Genomic DNA, 22,526 nt, shown 5'->3' with positions numbered 1-22,526 from the left:
TCGCTCAGTCGTTGTCGCCGGTCGCGGCCTTGCCGAGTTCAGCCTTGAGGAGGAAGGAGTTGGCGACGGCGATCTCGTCGCCCGGCCTCAGGCCCGAGACGACCTCGTAAGCATCGTCGTCGGAGCGCCCGAGCTCGATCTCGCGCTTCTCGAAACCGGTGGCCGTGCGCACGAAGACGACCTTTTCGCCGGCGACGGTCTGGATCGCGGCCTTCGGAACCCGCACCTCCACCGCATCCTGGCCGACCTCGACCTCGGCGGTGACGAAGGTTCCGGGCCGCCAGGCCATGTCCCGGTTCGGCAGGGCGACGATGACGCGGGCGGAGCGTGTGTCGGGGTTCAGGATCGGGCTGACGAAGATCACCTTGCCTTCGGCCTGCTTGTCGGCGTCGCCCTGGCTCGGAGTGACCACGACGCGGGCGCCTTCCTTGACCTTGGCCAGTTCGGTGGTTGGCACCGCCAGTTCGATCCAGACGGTGGACAGGTCTGCGACCGTATACAGGTCGTCCGGGTCGCCTTGACCGCCGACGTCGGTGCCGAGGTCGACCTTGCGCTCAACCACGCGCCCGCTCAGCGGTGAGCGCAATTCGTAGCGGCGCAGCGTCGAGGTGTTGGGCGTGGTCTCGTCCCGTTTGGCCGCGCTCGCCACCTCGGCGGCGTTGAGGCTGAGGGCGGAGAGCTTCTGCCGGGCGAGGTCGACGCGAAGCTGCGCCTCCGAATAGACGGCCTTGGCATTGAGGAAGGCCGATTCGGCCGAGATGCGCTTGTCCCACAGCGCCTGCTGCCGATCGAAATTGGTCTTCTCAAGCTCTGCCTTCACTGAGGCGGTGAGATACTCGCTCTTGGCGTCCGCGGCCTCGCGGCTGTCGAGCACCGCGACGACCTCACCCTTCACAACCTCCTCGCCCAGGCGCTTGCGCATCTCGGCCACAATCCCGACCACGCGCGCGGGCACTCGGGCGATCCGGTCGGCGTCCGGCGCGATGGTGCCGGGAACGAGAAGGTGGCGCGCGAGCGTGCCCCCCTCCACCGTCACGACCGTGATGTCCTGCCCGGAAACCTGCTCGGGCTGCATCTTGATCACGGTCGGCTCGGCCTCTCTCCCACCCTCCTCGTGCGGATGCCCGGCGGTCGCATGCCCGGTCTCCGGCTTCGCCCCTCGCGGGCGAGGATGCTCGCCCGCGGGCTCCGGGACGTCGGTCTCGGAGGGGGGCGGACCGGCGGCAGGCGCCGGGTGGATCCTCGGAACCCCGACCGAGGCGAGGGCGTCCTGGACGAAGTCGGACACGCGGGGAACGGCACCACCGATGGCGATGCCGGTGGCCAGGATGACCACGGACAGGAGAATGCGCATTGAACCTGACTCGACCGGGACGCCGCTTGGCCGCCTGCGCGGCGGTGACGGTCGATCCCGCATGTTCACGTAAGGTGTCGACTGGCCTGGCGGGTCGCCGGGCGGCCCGTGCCACCTCGGTGGCGCGGTCACCTCACGCGCGAGGAGGCCTCGACAGGCGGTCCGGCCAGGTCGATGCGAGCGCGCCGACGGACCGGGACCGATTGGGCTGGGCAGCCGCCGCGGGCGTCGTCGCCGGAGCGGCGTCCGCGGTGATGGCCGGGTGACAGCTGCAATGCACGTGACAGGTCACGCCCGGATCGGTCGTGTCGATGGCGGAGCCGTCAGCCGGCTCGACCACCGAGAGTTCCGTCCCGCCAGGTGCCTTGCCGTGGTACGCGAAATCCGCTGCCAAGCCCAGGTCGGGAGCGGCGATGAGCAGGACGAGCACGAGCGCGAGCAGGCGCAGGGTGGTCACCGACCAGCCACGCCCGGCGTCGAAGCTCTTATGCCGCATCCCGAGGGTCATCCCGGTCTATATGGCGATTCGAGGCCGCGAATACAATCGGGTTTGTCGCGGTGCGGCGACGGGCCCTGGGGGTGTTTCCATGCCGCCGGCGAAGCCTCGTCGCGACGACGGGCGCGGTGCCGGCGGCGGTCCTGGCCGCCGGGCGGGCGTATGGAGCTGGGAGACCGAGGCTGGCCGCGGGCTCCGAGGATGTGCCGTGCGAGCGTCCTGCTGTCGACCTTCGCGATCTTGATGTCCTGACCGGCGACCAGGTCCGGCCGCACGTTGATCACGCCTTCCTCGGCGTGTTCCTCCCCCTCCTTATGCTCTTGCCCACCGTGCTCGTGCTTGGCGTGGCTTTCGTGGTCGTGCCCGGCCTCGGCCTTCTTCGGCGCCCTCATGGCTGCGGCCATCGCCCTCCGAGTGCCCGGCCTCGGGTGCCTTGGCCGGCGCGGCGGTGAACGCGAACAGGGTCGGGTGTACGCCCGCGGCGGCGAGGGTGCCCCAGACGAAGTCGGAGACGGCGGCACCGATGGCGATTATGGCGGCCAAGAGGACCGCGGAGAGGAGGTTGCGCAGGAGGCAAAAGGTCCGGAAGGGGGTCATTCTGAGGCTTTCACTTAAGCCTTACCAGACATCCGCTTAGCTACTGTTCGAGCCCCGAAGCAGACAGACAGCTTACGGCCCGCTTCCGTCAAAGGCCGAACGTCCGCTTCTTCAATCCGCCGCTCGGAAGCAGATCCTCGTGAATCAAGCCAGCGCAGACGGCATGAAAATCTCAAATTGGAACACTCCCTGGTGCTGTAGTAGCTCAGCGCGACCGGTCCTCCTCTGGCATATTATATCTACGGTCACCATCGCGCAGGAGCGGCTCGCGCTGTGATCTTCGAAAAGCGCTGATGCGCGCGAGTTCCTCACGCAGGGCATGCCGGCGCGTCTCCAACGGCGGCATTTCCTCCACAAAGCCGCGGATGCGCGCGCTCAACGCCCTGTCAGCCGGGTCGGCGGAGCGGCCCATCTCTTCGGCGAACGCAAGATAGCGGGTTCGGATGTCAGCCTGACGCTGCCGGATCCGCTCTTCCCAAGGTCGCGCGGCCGTGTCCCGTGACAGAGTCTGCACCACCTCCTCACGCGCTTGACGCTCCACCCGGGGCTGCACCCCGCGCTCCTTGATGGCTCGGACCTTCCCCCGATCAGCCTTGCGCACTTGGCCGCGCGTTCGGCGCGGCGTTGCCTCTGCTGCGATCCCGCGGGATCGGAGTTCGTGCGCGAACTGCTCGCGCCATTGGTGGAGGTCGGCTTTGCGCGGGTTGAGCCGTCGACCGTCATAGCCCGCCGCGCGCACGGTGAGGTGGACATGGGGATGCACGTCGTCTTGGTGAAGCACGAAGGCGTAGTCGTACCGCCCCTCGAAGGTGTCGATCGCGAAGGCCCGAACCGCGTCGCGCACTTTCACCCCGTCGGTTCCCGGCGGCATCGACAGGATCATGTTGACCGACAGCGTCCGGTTTGCCCGCTTCGTGTCGAGAGCGACATCCTCGGACCATCGCGCCTGGAGATCGCGCAGCCCCTCACGCCCTTCCATAGCGACACCGGTCTCTGTCTCGGCTGCGAGATTGCCGTTTCGCGTAATATACGTGAGATGAGAACACAGATGCGCGATGCCCTTCGTGCGTCCGGTGACCTTCACCATCACCTCGGGCACGCGCGCGACGATTCGCTCGAGGCGGCTTCGCATCGCGGGGGTGACCGCTTTCCCGCCTGGGGCCGCGGGCATGTCCCAAGGCTGCCGCTTGGGACGGCGGATCGGCGTCTGCCACACGTAGGAGATCGGCGGCAGGTCGCCGGCCTTTCCTCCATTCACGATTCGCTATCCCAATAGCCGGCGCTGCGCCCTAGCGCTTGGCGAAGCGCGTCCGTGAGCCCGTCCACGGCGGCACTCATGTCCGCGAGGAAACCGACGTCGACCGAGACCGCCCGATTCGACCGCGCATCGGTGTTCGCGGCGCGGGCGATTTGATTGACGTTTCCGCCAATGCGGTTGAGCTCGCGGGCGATCGCCCGCAGGGCGACGCGTTCGTCGCCGGTCTGTGGATGCTCCACGCCGAGCCGAGCCCGCACCAAGGAGGTGATCCACTGAGTACGGCTCATCCCGCGCGCCTCGGCGAGCGCGACGAGTTGATTCACCTCCTCCACGCGCAGACGCAACGTCACCTTCGTCGACGGTCCGAATGCGGCCGAGATCGCCGGCAGCGCCGATCCGGCACCGTCTGCCGATACCGCTTGGTGGGCACCGACGGCCTCGTCGACCAAGCGCCGGAGGACGGCCGACTTACCTCCCTGGCGATGAGCATGCGCCGCAAAGCGTACAGCGAGCTCATCCGGCACGCGAAACGTCAGCGTCGCCATGGCGCCTCGATGGATAAACACCCCTGTAATACGATGCTGGCGGCAAGCCTATCCTGCACTAGACCTTGCACCTTCCTTGAGGCTTCTTGGTTCGGGGTGTTCGTCTTGCAGCTCTGCAGAGGCCAGCGGAAATACCGAGGAAGCGGGTCGCCGGTGTGGCCACGACAAGGGGTGAGCCCCATCGCTCCGCAGGCTTCGCGAGCGGGAGCCGCTTTCCGCACAGCCTCCGGCCTCTCTACGGCGCTATGGGGAAGCGCGTTCGGCCTCCGGCTGCTCCGCGTTCCACTCCGCCCTGCGGGTGGAAAAGCGGCTCGGTTCCAGGGTGAGAGGACGGAGTTGGACCGCGGGCCGGCGGACGGGACCCGAGTGTCGCCCCCGCAGACACGCAAGGACCAAGTCATTGGGACTGCCGAGTGCGCACCGCCACGAGGCGAAGGTCACTCAGGGCAACTTCGGTGATGGCACCATCGTCGTAGCGGACGCGGGCATGATCGGCGCCGAGATCGGCCTGACGGTCGAGCACAAGCCGTCCCTCGCGCCGGCCGACGCGGACGAGGGCTTCGGCTCTCGGGACCGACGCCGCCTCGAGCGAAGCAACGCCGTCCAGGTGGTCGACCTTACGTCCTACGCGGGCCTCGCGCGACTGTGCCGGGGATCTCGCCGCGGGAGGATCGGCTGACCCAGAACACGTTTGCGCCTCCTCCATCGACGTAGCGCTGTCTGGACCGGCCGCAGGAGTGTTCTTCAGGCTGTCGACGAAGGTGATCGCCTCGGCGCGCGTGAACCGGTCCCGTGATCCGCAGAAGGCGAGGATGGGCTCGGGATGCTTGCGCCACGCCTGATAGAGTTCGTACACACCGCGGATGGGCGACGTATCGATCATGCGCCGCAGCGCGTCCGGCATGTGGGCCACGGCGGCATGCATGGCCACGAAGGCGCGATCCTTGCCGAGGCGACGAGCGATGTCTGCTTGCTTCTCACCGAGCCCGATGCGACGCGAGACGAACCCCGCGATCTCCACCGATGTCAGGTCGTCCCGCTGGATGTTCTCGATCATCTGGTCGTAGGCGTCATCGGGCGACGGCTCCCGGATGACGGCCGGAATCGTTGAGAGACCGGCGCGCCGGGCCGCCCGAAACCGGCGGGCCCCGTACAGGATACGGTGACGCCCCCCCTCCCCTCTCGGTGTGACGGTGATGGCCTGCCGGACGCCACGCCCGACGATCGAGGCCGCGAGTTCGTCGAGTTCGCGCTCTGAGAAGCGGGTACGGGGTTGGTTGGGGTCTTCCTCGATCGCGTCGAGCGCGATCTCAAGGGGTGCTCCGCTCGCAGCGCCGGCGACGTCGTCGAGGCCCTCGAACAGGCCCGACAAGCCCTCGACCTTCTGGGCGTAGCTCATGCTGCGATCTCCATCCGGGTCGCAACTTTTGCGAGCACGGCCCGGATTTCACGGCCGGCCTCCCGTGCCGACGTCTTCGTGAGCTCCCAGACGGGCTTCCTCTCGGACAAGGCCTCGCCGAAGGCCGACCGTTGCGGGATGACGCCGTCGAACAGGTAGCGCGGGCCGACGTTGCGCACGAGCGTTTCGAGGTTCGCGCGCTGGCGCGGGGAGGTCGCCTGTAGTCGGTTCGGCATCAGTCCGAGGAAGGTCAGATCGGGATTGAAGCGCTGCTTCACGCCGGTGACGTTGCGCAGGAGCGCCTCGATGCCCTCGATCGCGTACTCGTCGAGATCGATGGGAGCGAGCACATAACCGGCGCTGATGAGCGCCGCGAGATTGCGCACACCGAAGGTCGGCGGCGTATCGATGACCGCCACATCGAAACCGTCGTCGACCGCGATCAAGTTCGCCTTGTATCGGTTGATGACGTTCGCCTCGACGTTGTTGATGCCTTGAAGCCTGGGATCGCCCGGGACAACGCGAATGCCCGGTTCCGAGAGGGGGTCGATCAGCACGGTATCAAGAAACAGGGCGGAGGCCGGCAGCGCTCCGGCATGAGCCTCAAGGGTCGACGTGCCGTTGCGCTGCGGGTCTAGGTCGACGAACAGCACCCGCTGGCTGAGTTCTGCGAAGTACCAGGCGAGGTGAACGGCGATCGTGCTTTTGCCGACCCCGCCCTTCTGATTGTTGACGACAAGCACTTTCATGAGACGGTCCGGCTGGCGCCATCGCTCCTGCTCGGCGAGAGCGAGGGATCACGATCGTCGGCGGATCGAAGCGACCCTACCGATGGCTGCGCACCCGAGACAGCCTGGTAAAAGTCTCAGGTGTTTGCCCGGGCAAACGCCTGTCGCCGGATTGCCGCGTGTTCGGCTGGTGCCCGCCCATGCATCGAGTCGATCACGCGAGAGGCGAGGAGGCGGCGCGTCCGCCACCTCCATTGTCGCCTGAGCGCATTCGGCCCCGGGCTAGGTACGTGCCGTGCATGGCGTCGGGATCGGCCTGTTGCGCGAAGCCCGAGCCGCAATGGCCCTCCTCAGCTCTGCTTCGAGTCGGGCGCGTTCGCGCTTGGTCAGCAGGCAGTGGGCGAGCTCGGCGCGCAGTTCCGCAACGTGATCGATGTGCGACATGTCCTGTTCCTCTCGTCATGCGAAGACGAGAGCGCGCACGGGGTCGTGTCGGGTCGGGTCAAGGAGCGCGGTAGAGCCCGGCGGAGCCGGCGAGCGGGGGAGCCGAAATGCGCCAGCATTTTGGGGGAACCGCTTGTCCTTGAAGCGGACGGGCGCGGGCCGGTATTCTGGGGGGACTGAGCAGACCCCCCGGTTCAGGAGGGGGCACCCGCGCGAAGGATCGTCACCGCGTGAGCGGCCGAAACGCGGCGCGGTTCGGGGAGGGGCTGCAGGCCCCGAGTAGAGCCTGACCGTTTGGCCAAAGGCCAGACGGACGCGCCCTCGCGCCTCTTTCAGCCTGGCTCACTGCCACAGAGCTGAAAGGGGTGCTGCCACCATCCGGTCGCCGAACGGAAGCAGCCGGTCGCCGTCGTAGAGGACGAGGCCGAGCCGAAAGCGATCTCCGAGATGGGCTTGCAGCCGACGCAGACCCTTGAAGTCGCTGTCCCAAACGGTGGCGGCCGCCTTGACCTCAATGCCGACGACGCCTCTCTGCGCATCCTCCAGCACGAAGTCGACCTCCACCTGATCCTTGTCGCGATAGTGGTAGATCGCGGGCCGTGCATCGCTCCAGGCAGCGAGCTTCGTCAGCTCCGCGAAGACGAAAGCTTCCAGCACCGGTCCGAGCGGCTGCCGGTCGACACGCAACCGGTCGGCCTCAAGGCCAAGAAGCCCGGCGAGCAGGCCGGAATCCAGGAAGTGCAGCTTTGGCGTCGAGACCACGCGCTTGAGTTCGTTCCCGCTGTAGGCGCGCACGCGGCGCACCAGGAACAACTGCTCGAGCAGCGTGACGTAGCGCTGCACCGTCGCGGCATCGAGGCCGAGCTTTCCACCGAGGTTCGCCCAATTGACGAGATCTCCGGCGTGATGAGCCAGCACCTCGACGAGGTTCGGCACTCGGTCGATCTTGTCGAGCGTCGCGAGATCGGTGAGATCGCGTGTGAGGATCGCGGAGACGTAGGCGCGATACCAATCCGCCCTTCGGCGCCCGCTGCGGCGTGCGACGGCGTCAGGATAACCACCGGCGAGGACGGCCGTCATTGCATCGTCGGCATCTCTTGAATTGATGCTCCCCTTGTAGGGAGGACGAGCGACTTCGCCCGCGAAGACGGCATCGACGAAGCGAGGTGCGCACGGATATCCAAGGATTTCGGCCTGCGCGAGCGGGAGCAGCGGCACGACCTCGATGCGTCCGGCAAGCGAGTCCTGCGTACGCGGGATGGCTTGGAGATCGGCCGAGCCTGTGATGAGGAAACGCCCGGGCCGAGGGTCCTCATCGACCGACTGTTTGATGGCGAGGAGCAGCTCGGGCGCGCGCTGGATCTCGTCAATGACGGCGGCGTCGAGACTCCGCACGAGTCCATTCGGATCGCGGCGGGCAGACGCCAGCACCGCAGCGTCGTCGAGGGTGAGGAAGGTCCGGTCCCGCCCGGCAATCTTGCGCGCAAGGGTGGTCTTGCCGGCCTGACGCGGCCCGCTGATCGCCACGACACGGGTATCGGCCAGGGCTTCGCGAATGGCGCCTTCGGCGTAGCGAGGAAACATCGAACCTGCCGTGTCTTGAGACCCTTCCGACCATACCGTCCAATCCCGAATTTACAATCGTCCGATCCGTATTTTAACGACGTCCGATCTGGAGCGCATGACCGCCCGGCCTGAGGCGTTGCAGCCTTCGCGCGCGCGAGCGACGGTGCAACATCACTCCTTCTTCGTGAGACCTTGGCTCACACGCCACAGAGCCATCACCATGGGCCAGGCTGAGAACTTGCCCTCCTTGGCCTTCCCGGTGAGGTTCCGCAGATAGCCGCCGGCCGAGTTGATCATCGATCCGCGCTGGAGGATTGCAGCGATCACGATCGCAGCCTCTTCCTCGCCCATGGCCGCTATCGCCGCCTCCCACGCGCTCGATGAGATACCGAGCGATCCGCGCACGAGTGCTGCGACCGTCACGAACTCGCGCCAGCTCCTTATGCCGTCGCGAGCGTACATCAGGATGTCGGGGCAAGCGTGGAGGACCATTTCGAGGGGAAATGCCTTCGGTGGCGAACCCTCCGATCGCGAAGGAGGCTCATCGGTTTGGCCGGGGCTTTCTCGGAAGCCTCGTTCAAGATTCTCAGGAGACTCTGGTTTTGAATTCTGATGGTGGCGCCCATCCTGGGACTCATTGCCATCCAGATTCCGAGAATTGAGCGTCTCCCAGAGGTGCTTATCCACATCGAGGCGCAGCTTACGCAGCGCACCGACGGCCATCGTGAGACGGTCCGTATCCGCTGAGCGCGGGGGCATACCTTCGAGGTCGCGGAACCGAACCATGAGCTCGGCCCAAGGGCCGGGAAGCCCCTCGTCGAGCGCGGCCGCGAGCATCTTGGCGATGTCGCGACGATGCAGCGAAATCTCCTCTCGCAGGAGGACGCGCGCCTTGGCGGCCGCCCTCACCTCTTGGGCCAAGCGCTCGAACTCGGCCGCGCGAGCGACGAGCGGTGCGAGGTCGAAGCCGAAGGCCTGCTCGATCTCGCCCCCCTCCCCGCGCCTGGCGTAGCGCTTGCCGTTGGGGCTGTCCCGCCGAATGACGATCCCGTGCTCGACGAGCTGAGCAAGCGCGCGGCGAAGGGTCGTCGGCGAGGGTCCGTGCGCGCGAACGGAGAGTTCGTGGTTCGATGGGAAGACGATGAGGTCGGAGCCAGCCGTCAGCGCAACGTCGGGATGGAAGGTCAGCAGAGCCGAGAGCACCGCCAGTTCTCGGTCACCGAGGCCGAGGGGCGTCTTGGCCTCGGTCAGGTTTCGGAACACCCGCCACTTGTGCGCGGCGGCATCGTCGGGACACGCCTTTGCGTTCGCCTGCGCCGTCATCATGGCGAGCGAAAGCGGTCGCCGCCCAAAGGGCGTCGTCGGTTGGGTCAGTCGCATGGTCATGCCTGTCGTCAGGCAACAGATCAGCGCTCGCCGAATCGGCGCGACTCTTGACAGCTTGTGCCGGAGGTGATTCTCTCATGGTCGCCAAACACACTGAGAGAGGGGCTTCCGGGCGTCGAGTTCGGGAGCCTTTTTCTTTTGCCGGGACGATCCTTTCGTTTCAGGTTGCCGAGAGGCTCCCGAAGGGCGAGCCCCTGATCGGGAGCGGGGTGAAGACGCATCGCCACGCCGGGATGGCGGAGCGGATGCTATTCGTCAGAACAGCGCTGCCGTTCGCGAGCGGCCGTGTCCGACGTTACGCTGCAGCAGAGCCTCGCGGGTTGACCACCGTCCCCTAGCCGGAGTTTCGGTCTAGCTTCGGTGGCGCGGCTCTGAGGCGTCCGCCGATGGCGGAGCGGTTCTCGTTCACATCAGTCTCGATCGGCACCTCCTGGGTTTTCTGCGGAGCGCTGGTTCGAGCGCGCCCGTTTCGCGCCGTCGGCCCCACCACGCCGGGGCGGCCGATGAGGCGTTTCGGCGCGTGTGCGGGCTGTCGGCATCCCGGTTCGCATGAACTCGTCATGCAGGGCCGACAGGCGCTCGATCAGGAAATCGCCGAACCCCGCCGCGAGGCGCTCGTCGACGTGCAACTTGGTACCGGTTGCCGAGCGCTCGATGCGAACGAGCGCCCTCCCCCCCCCATCACTCCACGCCTCGAGCGGCGCGGACGCGTCCTGTGCTTTCAGGGCGGACAGGACGAGGCCGAAGCGCCGATCGCTGTCGGCGGCCGCGAATGCGGCGGTCCGAAGAGTCTGTTCTATGGCCGCGGTCGCATCGGCGCGTCGGGCGATCGCGTCGGCGAGTTGGGACCAGCGAGGGCGACCCGCCTTCGGAGCAGGCCCGACGGCCTGCACGAGGGCGACGGGCACGCTCTTGGCCAAGCCGATCAGACGCGACAGGTCGGCCTTGTCGACGCCAATCGCGGCCATAATCGTCGGCCGATCGAAGCCACGTTGCTCCAGGTGCGTCGCGAAGGTAGCACGCTCGATGAAGGAGAGGTCTCGCCGCTCACCATTCTCCTTGCCTTGCGCGACGACGAGTTCCGTGTCGGTCAGCGGGCGTATGATCGCGCGCACGCTGCGGCCGAGCGCGGCCGCAGCGCGCAGCCGCCGGTGTCCATAGGCGGCCTGATACCGCCCCTGAACGTCCGGATGAGGCCGCACAAGGATCGGCACTTGCTGTCCCGCCTCCGCGACGCTCTGCACGAAGGCGTCGAAGCCTGGATCATGCTCGACGGGGATGCGGTCCGCGACGAACGACGGATCGACCAGGGCCGGATCCAGATCGACCACGTGCTGGCCGCCCTCGATCTGCGCGCGAAGGGTTCGCGCATCGTCGGCGTCGGCCGACATCTGCTTGAGCGAGAGTCCCATGGTGCGCAGCGCGCCCGGCCGAACGGGCTCGGCGCGCGTTTTGGCCGGCCGGGCTGCCTCCGCCGGATCGTCGGCGGTCGGTCCTTCGCTCGCGAGCGCAGGTTTCATCAGTTCGCGTAACGCGTCGCGCCGCTTCATGCCGGCCCCCTCCCCCAGGCGCGTGCGATCTGCCCCGCGACCTCGCCGTTCACGGCGTCCAGCGCTTCGAGAGCACGGTCGTAGGTCTGCCGGGTGAACTGCTCGCGACCGACCTCGTAGAGCGTCTGCTTGGTCAGGCCCGCGTCCGAGATCGCCGTCGACTTCAGCATCGCGTGGGTCAGCACCTCGTCCCCGAACAGCGACCGCAGAAGTCCGACGACCTGCGCTTGCGGTCCATCGTTGGGTTCGTAGCGCGTCACGAGATAGCGCAGGAAATCGTACTCGAGATTTCCGCCGGCCTCACGGACAACCTCCAGAAGGTTCGAGGTCATCTGAAGGAACTGCGACATGCTCGCGATGTCGAGCATCTGCGGATGGATCGTGATGAGCACCGCTGTCGCGGCGCATAGGGCGCCCAGCGTCAGGTAGCCGAGTTGCGGCGGGCAATCGATGATGGCGACATCGTAGGCCGCCTCGACGGTCGACAGCGCATTGGCGATGCGCGCGAAGAACATCCCGTCGGAGGGGCGCCGGCGTTCGAGCAGCACGCGCGGTGTCTCGTGCTCGAACTCCATCAGTTCCAGATTGCCGGGGATGAGGTCGATGCCCGTGAAATAGGTGGAGCGGACGATGTCGGCGAGCGGCCGCTGCTCATCGTCGTAGCGGATCGCGCCGTAGAGCGTCTCGTTCTCGCCGACATCGAATTCCGGCTGGTAGCCGAAGAGGGCCGATAGGGAAGCCTGCGGATCGAGATCGACCGCGAGGACCCGATACCCCTGCAGCGCGAGGTACTGCGCGAGATGCACCGCCGTGGTGGTCTTGCCGGAGCCGCCCTTGAAGTTGGTGACGGCGATGACTTGAAGATGCTCTGCGCCTGTCCGATGGGGCAGATATGACGGCTTCGACCGGGACAGATGGCGACGCAAATCGTTGATCTGCTCCAAGGTGAACAGACGCCGCCCGGCCGGCCCCTTCTCGGGTTCGAGACCGTCGGCCGCGAGGGTGACCTGACGCAGATAGGCGTCGGTGATACCGATCAGACGCGCAGCCTCCCCAGTCGGAAAGCGACGCAACTGCTTCTCGGCGGAGGGGGGAAACAGCCGCATCCGCATCGTGTTCAACTGCTCGGAGAGCGCCTGCGCGTGGCCGGCAATCACCGTGTCGAAAGACGGCAGCGCGGCTCGTCCACGCTCCTCAACCCGGTTTTCGCCACGCTTGGCCATCTACGCTCTGAAGCCCCGATCTCCGCATTCGGCGTAGTTGGGGCGAGTCGACTGGAAAGAGTCAAGCGATTCGGCCGCCCACGGCACGATTCAGGCGTCGACAACGGACAATTGTGACCGAGACAGGACCATGCCGAGGGCGATTCGGCGCCGGACGCATAACCGCGAACGCCCTGGACGGTCGCGCGAACATCCTCGATTCGCACGCGCGCCGTCTCCCGACGTCCTCGGCAAGTTCCAAGCAGCCAGTTGGGAGCTCCCAACAATACGATATCGATGCACCGCCTGAGAGGGCCGGCTCTCGATCGTGGACGCTGTTGGGAGCTCCCAACTGCTATAGGTCAAGCCGACAGTCCGAGATCGGACGAATCCCGTGAGAGCTCGACGTGTCCGCTGCTTCTGCGCGCTGCAGGGCGTCGGGCGCATCGGCACGCGCTCAATCCGGACGATCCCGTTTCAAGCACAGGCGCCTCACGACGATTCTGCTGCCAACGATCGGCCAGGAGCGGCGATGAAGCCGGCAGGTAGCCGTCCATCGCCGCCGTTTCACCGAACGACATCCCGGAGATACCGACGCCTAAGCGCCGTCTCGTACGCCGCGCTGCACCGGGATTCCCCTGGCGCGGGCCTTGTCGGCGAGATTCTCACTGATGCCACTCCCGGGGAACACGACGACCCCGATCGGCAGCGCCTCAAGCAGCGCGTCGTTACGACGGAAGGGCGCTGCTTTGGCGTGCTTCGTCCAGTTCGGCCGGAACGCCACCTGCGGTACCTTGCGCGCGTCGGCCCACTTCGCGGCGATCAGCTCGGCGCCCTTCGGGCTGCCGCCATGCAACAACACCATCGTCGGATGCTTCCCCATCACCCGGTCGAGAACGCTCCAAATTCGCTCGACGTCTTGGTAGTCATTGCCGCCGGTGAAGGCGATGCGCGGACCCGGGGGCACCAGAGTCTCGGTCTCCACCCGACGCTTGGCGGCCAGGAAGTCACGGCTATCGATCATCGCTGCCGTCATGGTGCGGTGGTTGACCTGCGAGCCGGAGCGCGGGCGCCAGAGCGAGCCGGTCTGAACGCGGTAGAATGCGGCTGCCGCGTCCCTCGTGAACTCGAAGGCGTTGCGTCGCTCGGTGAGGCTGAGCCCTTCGGCGATGAGCCGTTCGAGCTCGACCGAGCGCACCTCGGATCCGTCCTGCTCGCCCTGGGAGCGCTTCTGCGCCACCTCGTTGTCGTCTAGCTTGCGGTCGAGGGTCTCCACGCGGCGTTGGAAAAGATTGACGAAGCCCCAGAGCACGTCTGTGGCATCATCCTCGAGGCGGGTCTCGGTGAGCAGATCGGTGAGCGCGTTCATCGCACCCACGATTGCCGCCTCGACCGCCTCGGGTTCGGGCAGGGGACGCGGGTCCGCGTCCTGCTCGAAGGGTCGGTAATGATGCGTCAGCAACGCGTGCAGGAGGTGATCGCCCTGGCCGTTGCCGTAATGGTCCGTAGCGAACGCGTGGGTATCGGTTTGGTCGAGCATGGGAGCGCCTTCGGGTCCGGGAAGCCGCGACCGCCGCGGCCTTCACGGCGACCTGGACCGGGATCGGACGGCGCGCGCACCCGAGCGGGGAGGGGCCCCATCGCACGCGGTCGCGATGGGGCGCGAGGGCCGCAGCGGCAGCGGAGGACGGCCGGCGGGGGCGATTTTGCCTCGCGCTGCAAAGCCGCCTGAAGGCGGCGGCGGAAAATCGCCGATCGCGAGGCCGTTGCACGCGCCAACCGGCTCGGTATGGGTCGTCCTCTCGGAAGGGCCGCCGCGCCGGCTCTCTCGGACACCTCGGCGCATTCCGTTAGACCGGCGAGCCGTCCCCCTTCGCGACCGGATCAGGTCACCGAGTCGGCCGGTTCGCCACCGAAGCGGAGATGGGCCGTCGCATCCACCTCGGCGATCTGGGGCGCCAGATGGAGGGCCAAGCCGCGCGGGCCGAGGCGCATCAGGTCCGCGTTGAAATCGTCCTCCGCTGGGACGAGTTCCCACACCTCGGGGACGCCCGCGGCTGAAGCCCGAGCTCGGAGTGTCTCGTAGGCACGCGAGCCCTCCTGATCGGCGTCGCGGGCGACATAGAGGCGGCGCAGACCGGACGGCAGGAGAAGGGCGGCGAGATGGCTGGCGGAGAGCGCGGCCACCGCCGGAATGCCCGGCAGGAGGCGGTTCACCGACAGCACGGTCTCCAGACCCTCGCCAACCACCATTACGCCCGGCCCGGTCCCGGCGAACCGGACCCCGTGGCCGAGCAGGTGGCCGAGCGCCCGGCGCGGATCGGGCAAGTCGGCCTTGCCACGTCCGTCCCGGGCGAGCCAGGTCCGAGCGACCCCTGTGACCGTCCCGCCCAGATCCGTGACGGCCGCCAGCAGGGCAGGGCGCTGGAGCGTCGTGCCGCACGTCAGGCGATGGTAGCAGCGAGGATGGTGGCGCAGGGCGGGCGCGGCGAGCGCGTGGGCGAGCCCACGGCCGGCGAGGTAGGTGGCAGCCGGTGTCCCAGCGAGAGGCCGGCCGATGCGGAACAATCGCTTGGCGGCTTCCGAGGCATCCCGAACCACGTCTAGGCCGGACCCGCGGCAGGCCTCGGCGCTGGACATGGCGGGCCGCTTCAAGCGCAGGAAGCCGCACACCTCGTCCAGGGTCTCGAGCCAATCGTCGTGGCCAAGATTGAGCCGGATCAGATCGACAAGGTCTCCGTGCTCGCCAGTGGCCGCGTCGGTCCACTTGCCGCGCCGGCCCTTGCCGGAAACCGGCCCGGTCAGGCGCACGTAGAGTGACGAGCCCGGGCTGTTGTGGACGTCGCCGACGCGCCAGTACCGACCCTGACGTCGGCCCCTGGAGAGGTAGTGGCGGCAGACCGCCTCGGCCTCCTCACCGAGGCGGCGGGCCAGGTCGGATATCGCGACGCGGTCCATCACGCCGCCTCGCGGTCCGCGATGCGGGTCAACGGGTGCGCCTTGAGAAGCTCTTCCAGCACTGTCACGCCACCGGCATCGATCGGCACGAAGAAGCGCAGGCGCCAGGCGATGATCTCGCTGAACAGGCCCTGCGCGCGCAGCCGCTCGCGCATTGGCATGGTGAAGCCAAGGAGTTCGATGCGGTGCGCGCCCATCACCCTCACCCGGCGGAGTTGGAGTCCGTCAGCGAGGTCGAGCACCGTCCGTCCCTCGAGGAGAGCAGCGTGGGCTGCCTCAGCCGACAACGTGATCCCGCCCCCAATTGCCAGTGCCGCGGCGGCCCAGGCCGGTGACACGCGCCGCCCGATGAGGCGCGCGCCTGCGTCGGTCTTGAGCCGGTACACCCGCGTCGAGTCGGCCGGCAGCCGCTTCCAGATGGGCAGCAGCAGCCCGGCGACCATGTGGAGGGTCGAGTCGGTGAAGGGCGCTACCCCGGCGACCTCCGCCGCCCAGGTCGCGGCGAAGGCCTCCCGCCCTGCATCGACCCAGTGTGTCTCCGCTATCAGCCGCTCCGGCAGGCTCTGCGTCTCCATGGGTCGGACAAGCCGCACGCGTCGCTCGACCGAGCCGTCGTCGAGCATCACGCTTGGAGCCGAGACCTGCACGGCGGCGCGGCCGGAGCGATCGTTGACGAGAAGCCGGCCACCGCGCTCGCACATCAGGTCGAGACCGCCAGTCAGGGTTAACGGTCGGTTACGCTCGCGTCGGGTGATCGTGAGCAGCCGCGTCTGAGCACCCGTGCCGTGATGGACGTGGCTGACACGGTCATCGGTGACCGTGAAGCTTTCCGCCTGCAGCGTCTCCAGCCCAACGTCGTAGTGCCCGCTGGCGATCGCCCCCTCGATCCGGGCAGCGAGCAGACCCTCGAACGCCTCGAACAAGACGCCCTGCAGGGCAATGGTCAGCGCCAGCAGCCGGTTGAGGAAGGTGGTGATCGGCGGCAGCTCGTCGAGGAGGCCTCCGGTCTCGCCCGTCAGCCTCAAGCCGGTCGCAGTCTCGAAGATGTGGAGGGGGCAGCCCTCGACCTTGCCGAGCACGATCAGCCCGTAGAGTTGCCGAAGGGCGTCGCGCGCGTAGGCGCTCTCCAGGTTGTCCTCGGGCCGGAACAGGCCCTGGCCACCCGTCTGGCGGGAACCCCGTGTGATCGCCCCCAGCGTGTCGAGTCGGCGGGCGATGGTCGAGAGGAAGCGTTTCTCGGCCTTGACGTCGGTGGCGACCGGCCGGAACAGGGGCGGCTGTGCCTGGTTCGTGCGGTTAGTCCGCCCGAGCCCCTGGATCGCCGCATCCGCCTTCCAGCCGGGCTCGAGCAGGTAATGCACCCGCAGCCGCCGGTTCTTCGCCGCCAGATCCGCATGGTACGACCGCCCGATGCCGCCCGCCTCCGAGAACACGAGGACGCGCTTCACATCGTCCATGAAGGCCGCGGCTTCGGCAAGGTTGGCGCCCGCCGCACGCCTCTCGACCGCGAGCCGGTCGATGCCGTCTGCACCGCGCTTCCTCACGATTCGGCGCGAGCGCCCGGTGACCTCGGCGACGCGATCGGTCCCGAAATGCTGCACGATCGCGTCGAGGGCGCCCGGCACGGCGTCGAGCGCGGCAAGCCGCTCGATCAGCGCGTCGCGCCTCGCCACCGCCTCGCGGCAGAAGACCGGCTGGCCATCGCGCGCGACCGGCCGGGAGGAGAGGTTGTCCTCGCTGTCCGAGAAGGGCTCGTAGAGCTGCACCGGGAAGGCGTGCTGGAGGTATCCGAGCACGTACTCTCGCGGCGTCACGTCGATCGAGAGATCGTCCCATTCCTCAGGCGGAATCTCGGCCAGTCGCCTCTCGGTCAGGGCCTCGCCGGTCGAGACGATCTGCACGACCGCGGCATCACCCGCCGCCAGATCCCGCTCGATCGCCCGGATCAGCGCCGGCGTCTTCATCGAGGTCAGCAGATGGCCGAAGAAGCGCTGCTTGGTCGACTCGAAGGCCGAACGCGCGGCGGATTTCGCTTGGGCGTTCAGCGTGCCAGACGTCCCCGTGATGTTGGCCGCCCGCATCGCCGCGTCGAGGTTGGCGTGGATGATTGCAAAGGCCCCGGCATATGCGTCGTAGGTCGCGGTCTGCTCGGGCGTCAGCGCATGCTCGACCGGGTCGTAGGCGACGCCCTCGTAGGACAGGGAGCGGGCTGTATAGAGGCCTAGCGCCCGCAGATCGCGCGCCAACACCTCCATCGCAGCGACGCCGCCCGCCTCGATCGCCTGGACGAACTCCGCACGCGTGGCGAAGGGAAAGTCGGCCCCGCCCCAGAGACCGAGGCGCTGAGCGTAGGCAGGGTTGTGCGCCGTTGTTGCCCCCGTCGCCGAGACGTAGAGCACACGGGCGTCGGGCAGCGCGTGCTGAAGGCGTAGTCCCGCCCGACCTTGCTGCGAGGCGGCGACGTCGCCGCGCTCGCCCTTGCCCCCCGCCGCATTCTGCATGGCGTGGCTCTCGTCGAAGACGATCACGCCGTCGAAGCCGGCGCCGAGCCAATCGACGATCTGGCGGACGCGGGAGACTTTCTCGCCGCGCCCGTCCGAGCGCAGGGTGGCGTAGGTGGCGAACAAGATGCCTTCCGGCAACGCGATCGCCTTGCCCTGCGGGAAGCGCGACAGCGGCGTCACCAGCAGGCGCTCCTGACCGAGTGCCGACCAGTCGCGTTGTGCGTCCTCGACCAGGGTATCGGACTTCGACACCCACACCGCCTTGCGCCGGCCGGAGAGCCAATTGTCGAGGAGGACGCCGGCCACTTGGCGGCCCTTGCCGGTTCCGGTGCCGTCGCCGAGCATGAAGCCGCGACGGAAGCGCACCGCGCTCGCCGCGTCCTCAGGCGCCGGGGCGACGGTGTCGAACGTCGGATCGACCGTCCACGATCCGGCCAGATGGACGGCGTGTGCGTCGCCGGCGTAGATGACGGTCTCGAGTTGGGCATCCGAGAGCAAGCCGTCCGCGACCACGCTCGCCGGCAGCAGCGGGCGATAAGAGGGCTTCGGCGGCGCGACCGAGGCCATCGCGGCCGATTGCACAAGCTTGGTGGGGTGCAGCTGTGCGCTCGGGATATGGATCGCCTGCAGAGCATAGGGCTCGTAAAGGGCCTCCGTCAGCCTGCCCTTGTCGTCGGGCTGCCCGTCCACGGTCTCGTAGACCAGCTTGGCACCCTTGAGCTCGACCAAGGCGCGGGCGAGGGCGGGTCGGTGGACGGCGGCGGCGCCTGGCAGCACGCCGGCAGGCCGCCTGTCGACGATCGGTGTACTCGGCGGGAGCGGCGGTACCGCGATCGGCAGCCGCGGCGGCACCCTCTCCACGATCCAGGCAAGAAGGGTGGGGACGTCCGGTGCCATGCCGGCCGAGGCCGGAAAGCGGGTGGGCTCGTCCGCCGGCCGCTTGTCGAAGACGGTGAGCCGCGTATCGATCGTCGTGCCGTGGCGCGCGAAAACGGCGCCGTCGACCGCCGCCGTGAACACGACGGTGCCCTGGGCTTGCAGCCGGATGAAGGCGTCGCGCCACGCGGATGCTTCCGGCGAGAAGCCTGCCCTGGTAATCGTCACAAGCCGGCCGCCGGGCGCCAGGCGAGCCAGCGCCGAGGCCACGTGGCGCAGGACAGCGTCGGACATGCGGCCCGAGACATCAGGGAGCACCGAGAAGGGCGGGTTCATCAACACGACGCTGGGCGTGACGCCCGGATCGAGATGATCGTCGATCTGAGCGGCGTCGAAGCGGGTGAGGGGGGTCGACGGGAAAAGGGAGGCCAGGATGCCGGCACGGGTCTCGGCGAGTTCGTTGAGCGTGAGCACGCCGCCGGCGATCTCGGCCAGGATGGCCAGAAGTCCTGTGCCGGCCGAGGGCTCGAGGATTCGATCGCCCGGGGTGATCGCTGCGGCGGTCAGTGCGGCGAACCCGAGGGGAAGGGGGGTCGAGAACTGCTGGTGCGTCAGCGTCTCCGCGGAGCGCCGCGTGTGCGCGGGCAGAAGGCCGGCGATCTTCGACAAAAGCCGGAGGCGCGCAACCGGGGAGGGAACCGCGCGGAACAGCGCGCGACCGTACTTGCGCAGGAACAGCACGGTCGCCGCCTCACCTGCCTCATAGGCCAGCTTCCAGTCCCAGGCACCGGCCGCGTCGGACGCGCCGAAGGCGGTCTCCATAGTGGAGCGCAGGGCTGCGGCGTCGACCGGTTCGCCGCGCTCCAGGCATGATTGGAGGAGACGGGCAGCCGTGACGATCGCGGCGGCTTGATCGGTACAAGAGACGTGCAGATGCGCCGCCGCGACTGAGGTCGCGGCGGAGGAGGGGAGGGCGGTCATTGACGAGATTCCAGGAGAGCAGGAGGGACCGAGCTCAGGCGGCGCTCTCTCGATCCGCACCGGCTCGATCCTGTCCCGGCCTTCCTCTCACTCCCGGCGCCCTCGTCGAGCACGCAGGACGAGAAAGGGCGCCTTACCAGGCGGGGTGACGTCCAGGGCGAGGCTGGCAGGTTACAGGGCCCGTCGATCTCGGCGGAGCGGAGATCAGGCGATGTCTCAGATTGAAATTCGGTCTGGCTGAACCGCCGCTATTGGCCGATGCCATCGTGGCAACACCGATCGGCGCTGCCCGAAGGCGGCTCTTCGTCGGCCGGGCAGCTACTTCGGCTCGGAATGTGAAGCAGATGTTCGCTTCAGATTCACCGGAAGCTTGTAACGTGCTCCGAAGTTGACTTTTCAGTACTTCGAGTTTTCCCTCACACCTCAAAAAGCGCCACGCTTCCCTCTTTTCGTCTGACAAAGCGCGCCTACTAAACCGACGTTGAGCAGCGCCATGACGGCGAGCAAGCCGAACGTGGCCCCGGCTCCACCTTGAGCGAGCACGGAGGCGCCTAGGGGAGGAGCGAGAGCCTGGGCGATCAGGCTCGGCCGAGCGAGCCGTCCCACCAGCGGCGCGTAACGCTCGGGACCGAAGAGCGCGAGTGGCACCGTACCCCGCGCGATCGAATAGATCCCGTTGCCGGCGCCGTACAGGATGACGGCCAGGGCGACCAGCGGCAGGCCGAGGGCCAGCATCAAGACTCCGATGGCGACGAGGCTCATCGCTACCGTCAGAGTCCAAAGCGGATGATGTCGGCCCTTGAACGCCATCTCGACCACCCGAGCCGCGACCTGGGACGGCCCGATCAGCGTGCCGTAGGTGACGGCCGAGGCCAGCGGCACGCCCCGCGCCTGCAGAAGCGTCAGCACATGTGCCGAGAACAGGCTCATCACCGCACCGCCGAGGATCAACACACCGGCCATCAGCAGGAATGGGCAGCGCTCGCGCGGCGCAAGGTCCACGGCCGGCGGAGGAGCGGCCACCGCGTCGGCCGCCCGATCCGGCACGGGCGGAACGAGCCGGAGGACCAGAGTGAGCGACACCGTGAGCTGCAGCCCGGCGTAGATGAAACACACGGTTCGCCAGCTGACATGGTCGAGCAGGAAGGCCGATAGCGGCTAGCTGACCGTGCTGGCGAAGCCGCCCCACAGCGTCAGCGTGGTGATCGCAGGCCGCGCCTCCGCGCCGTAGAGCCGGCCGAGCGTTGCAAAGGCCGGATCGTAGAGCCCGCAGCCCATTCCGAGGCCGAGCAGTGCCCAGCCTGCCAGGAACACGGGCAGCGACGGCGCCGCGCCGATCACAACGAGCCCGCAAGCCAGCACCACGGCCGCGGCCGCCAGCACCGGCCGGCCGCCGCGTTCGCCGATGAGCCGGCCGACGCTGTGCGAGATTAGGCCGGCGACGAGCAGACCCAGGGTCAGACCGCCGAAGACCCAGGCGAGCGCCCAGCCTGTGTCGGCCTCAATCGGGCCGGCGAGCACGCCGAGCAGGTAGAACGACGAGCCCCAGGCGAGGATCTGCACTACGCCCAGGGCGCTGATCACCAGCAGACGATGATGGCCGATGGCGTCAGATCTCACGAGAGGCAGGCTTGAGGGCCGCGCTCTGTGAAGCGCCGCGCTCGTACCACCCCTTGGAGCGGTTCACGATCCAGACCACCGTCAGCATCACCGGCACCTCAATGAGAACGCCGACGACAGTAGCCAGAGCCGCGCCCGAGTTGAACCCGAACAGGCTGATGGCGGTGGCCACGGCCAGCTCGAAGAAATTCGAGGCACCGATCAGCGCCGAGGGACCAGCCACGCAATGCTCCTCGCCGGCCGCCCGGTTCAGGAGGTAGGCCAGCCCGGAATTCGCGTACACTTGGATGAGGATCGGTACAGCCAGCAGGCCGATGACCGCGGGCTGCGCCAGGATCTGCTCGCCCTGGAAGCCGAACAACATGACGAGCGTGGCCAGGAGCGCCACGAGCGAGATCGGGCCGAGCTTGGCCAGGAGCCGGTTAAGGGCCGCCTGCCCGCCCGAGGCCAGCAGGCTGCGCCGGATCACCTGCGCGATCACAACCGGGATGACGATGTAGAGCACGACCGAGAGGACCAGCGTGCCCCAAGGGACGGTGATGGCCGAGAGCCCGAGCAACAAGCCGACGATCGGCGCGAAAGCGACGACCATGATCGTATCGTTCAGCGCGACCTGGCTAAGCGTGAAGTGCGGCTCGCCGCGCGTCAGGTTCGACCACACGAACACCATCGCGGTGCAGGGCGCTGCCGCCAGGATGATCAGGCCGGCGATGTAGCTGTCGATCTGGTCGGCCGGCAGGTAGGGCCGGAACAGGTAGCCGATGAACAGCCAGCCCAGCAGCGCCATCGAGAACGGCTTGACGGCCCAGTTGATGAAGAGCGTCACGCCGATGCCGCGCCAGTGCCGACCGACGTGGCGCAACGAAGCGAAGTCGATCTTGAGCAGCATGGGGATGACCATGAGCCAGATCAGCACCGCGACAGGCAGGTTCACCTTGGCGATCTCGGCGGCGCCGACAGCGTGGAAGGCGCCTGGCATGACGTGGCCGAGCGCGATGCCGGCCACGATGCAGAGGGCGACCCAGATGGTCAGGTAGCGCTCGAACGTGCTCATGGGATTCC

The 22,526-nt window shown here is 67.8% G+C and carries 15 protein-coding genes and 1 pseudogene; all 16 read right to left on the bottom strand.

What is annotated here, in order from left to right:
• Positions 1-4: 4 nt before the first annotated feature.
• Positions 5-1,354 carry an efflux RND transporter periplasmic adaptor subunit gene (locus HNR00_RS16475; protein WP_183571237.1) on the bottom strand — a complete coding sequence of 450 codons (1,350 nt, stop codon included), beginning with the start codon at positions 1,352-1,354 and terminating at the stop codon, positions 5-7.
• A gap of 133 nt (positions 1,355-1,487) precedes the next feature.
• Positions 1,488-1,850 carry a hypothetical protein gene (locus HNR00_RS16470; protein WP_183571236.1) on the bottom strand — a complete coding sequence of 121 codons (363 nt, stop codon included), beginning with the start codon at positions 1,848-1,850 and terminating at the stop codon, positions 1,488-1,490.
• An 8-nt stretch (positions 1,851-1,858) separates the two neighbouring features.
• Entirely contained in the window at positions 1,859-2,254 is a 396-nt protein-coding gene (locus HNR00_RS16465) for a hypothetical protein (RefSeq protein WP_183571234.1), read from the bottom strand.
• Between the two features lie 398 nt (positions 2,255-2,652).
• The gene (locus HNR00_RS16460) at positions 2,653-3,705 is read right to left on the bottom strand and encodes a relaxase/mobilization nuclease domain-containing protein (protein WP_312886071.1); all 1,053 of its coding nucleotides are present in this window, start codon (positions 3,703-3,705) and stop codon (positions 2,653-2,655) included.
• Positions 3,702-4,250, bottom strand: coding sequence for a plasmid mobilization protein (locus HNR00_RS16455; RefSeq protein ID WP_053621730.1), 549 nt, complete (start codon positions 4,248-4,250; stop codon positions 3,702-3,704). Before HNR00_RS16455 ends, HNR00_RS16460 begins: the two co-directional genes overlap by 4 nt.
• Positions 4,251-4,647: 397 nt before the next feature.
• Positions 4,648-5,649, bottom strand: a complete 1,002-nt coding sequence (locus HNR00_RS16450; RefSeq protein WP_183571232.1) for a ParB/RepB/Spo0J family partition protein — start codon at positions 5,647-5,649, stop codon at positions 4,648-4,650.
• Positions 5,646-6,398 (bottom strand): ParA family protein, encoded by a 753-nt coding sequence (locus HNR00_RS16445; RefSeq protein WP_024827133.1) that lies wholly within the window; start codon positions 6,396-6,398, stop codon positions 5,646-5,648. The genes HNR00_RS16450 and HNR00_RS16445 overlap by 4 nt, the downstream gene beginning before the upstream one ends.
• A 765-nt stretch (positions 6,399-7,163) precedes the next feature.
• The gene (locus HNR00_RS16440; protein ID WP_183571230.1) at positions 7,164-8,405 is read right to left on the bottom strand and encodes an ATP-binding protein; all 1,242 of its coding nucleotides are present in this window, start codon (positions 8,403-8,405) and stop codon (positions 7,164-7,166) included.
• A 153-nt stretch (positions 8,406-8,558) separates the two neighbouring features.
• On the bottom strand, positions 8,559-9,773 hold the full coding sequence (repC, locus tag HNR00_RS16435) for a plasmid replication protein RepC (protein WP_312886070.1): 1,215 nt from the start codon (positions 9,771-9,773) through the stop codon (positions 8,559-8,561).
• Between the two features lie 410 nt (positions 9,774-10,183).
• Entirely contained in the window at positions 10,184-11,323 is a 1,140-nt protein-coding gene (repB, locus tag HNR00_RS16430; RefSeq protein ID WP_183571228.1) for a plasmid partitioning protein RepB, read from the bottom strand.
• Complete coding sequence (gene repA, locus HNR00_RS16425) at positions 11,320-12,546, bottom strand: plasmid partitioning protein RepA (RefSeq protein ID WP_183571226.1); 1,227 nt, start codon at positions 12,544-12,546, stop codon at positions 11,320-11,322. Before repA ends, repB begins: the two co-directional genes overlap by 4 nt.
• A 577-nt stretch (positions 12,547-13,123) precedes the next feature.
• A complete protein-coding gene (locus tag HNR00_RS16420; protein ID WP_183571223.1) occupies positions 13,124-14,065 on the bottom strand; it encodes a DUF2493 domain-containing protein in 942 nt (313 codons plus the stop codon).
• A gap of 344 nt (positions 14,066-14,409) precedes the next feature.
• Positions 14,410-15,483, bottom strand: a complete 1,074-nt coding sequence (locus HNR00_RS16415) for a DUF7146 domain-containing protein (RefSeq protein ID WP_183571221.1) — start codon at positions 15,481-15,483, stop codon at positions 14,410-14,412.
• Entirely contained in the window at positions 15,483-19,844 is a 4,362-nt protein-coding gene (locus HNR00_RS16410; protein ID WP_183571219.1) for a strawberry notch family protein, read from the bottom strand. Before HNR00_RS16410 ends, HNR00_RS16415 begins: the two co-directional genes overlap by 1 nt.
• Positions 19,845-20,267: 423 nt before the next feature.
• Positions 20,268-21,464 (bottom strand): annotated as a pseudogene (locus HNR00_RS16405) (MFS transporter).
• A complete protein-coding gene (gene arsB / locus HNR00_RS16400) occupies positions 21,454-22,518 on the bottom strand; it encodes an ACR3 family arsenite efflux transporter (RefSeq protein WP_183571218.1) in 1,065 nt (354 codons plus the stop codon). The pseudogene HNR00_RS16405 and the gene arsB overlap by 11 nt, the downstream one beginning before the upstream one ends.
• Positions 22,519-22,526: the final 8 nt, after the last annotated feature.

Origin of the sequence: Methylorubrum rhodinum (assembly GCF_014199935.1) — a bacterium.
Lineage (GTDB): Bacteria > Pseudomonadota > Alphaproteobacteria > Rhizobiales > Beijerinckiaceae > Methylobacterium > Methylobacterium rhodinum.
Note: the sequence above shows the minus strand (reverse complement) of the source record. Positions and strands in the feature narration are given on the sequence as shown.

Excerpts from the sequence above, each read along its gene's own strand:
- HNR00_RS16475 (WP_183571237.1), bottom strand. The coding sequence starts at position 1,354 with ATGCGCATTCTCCTGTCCGTGGTCATCCTGGCCACCGGCATCGCCATC.
- HNR00_RS16470 (WP_183571236.1), bottom strand. The coding sequence starts at position 1,850 with ATGCGGCATAAGAGCTTCGACGCCGGGCGTGGCTGGTCGGTGACCACC.
- HNR00_RS16465 (WP_183571234.1), bottom strand. The coding sequence starts at position 2,254 with ATGGCCGCAGCCATGAGGGCGCCGAAGAAGGCCGAGGCCGGGCACGAC.
- HNR00_RS16455 (WP_053621730.1), bottom strand. The coding sequence starts at position 4,250 with ATGGCGACGCTGACGTTTCGCGTGCCGGATGAGCTCGCTGTACGCTTT.
- HNR00_RS16450 (WP_183571232.1), bottom strand. The coding sequence starts at position 5,649 with ATGAGCTACGCCCAGAAGGTCGAGGGCTTGTCGGGCCTGTTCGAGGGC.
- HNR00_RS16445 (WP_024827133.1), bottom strand. The coding sequence starts at position 6,398 with ATGAAAGTGCTTGTCGTCAACAATCAGAAGGGCGGGGTCGGCAAAAGC.
- HNR00_RS16440 (WP_183571230.1), bottom strand. The coding sequence starts at position 8,405 with ATGTTTCCTCGCTACGCCGAAGGCGCCATTCGCGAAGCCCTGGCCGAT.
- repC (WP_312886070.1), bottom strand. The coding sequence starts at position 9,773 with ATGACCATGCGACTGACCCAACCGACGACGCCCTTTGGGCGGCGACCG.
- repB (WP_183571228.1), bottom strand. The coding sequence starts at position 11,323 with ATGAAGCGGCGCGACGCGTTACGCGAACTGATGAAACCTGCGCTCGCG.
- repA (WP_183571226.1), bottom strand. The coding sequence starts at position 12,546 with ATGGCCAAGCGTGGCGAAAACCGGGTTGAGGAGCGTGGACGAGCCGCG.
- HNR00_RS16420 (WP_183571223.1), bottom strand. The coding sequence starts at position 14,065 with ATGCTCGACCAAACCGATACCCACGCGTTCGCTACGGACCATTACGGC.
- HNR00_RS16415 (WP_183571221.1), bottom strand. The coding sequence starts at position 15,483 with ATGGACCGCGTCGCGATATCCGACCTGGCCCGCCGCCTCGGTGAGGAG.
- HNR00_RS16410 (WP_183571219.1), bottom strand. The coding sequence starts at position 19,844 with ATGACCGCCCTCCCCTCCTCCGCCGCGACCTCAGTCGCGGCGGCGCAT.
- arsB (WP_183571218.1), bottom strand. The coding sequence starts at position 22,518 with ATGAGCACGTTCGAGCGCTACCTGACCATCTGGGTCGCCCTCTGCATC.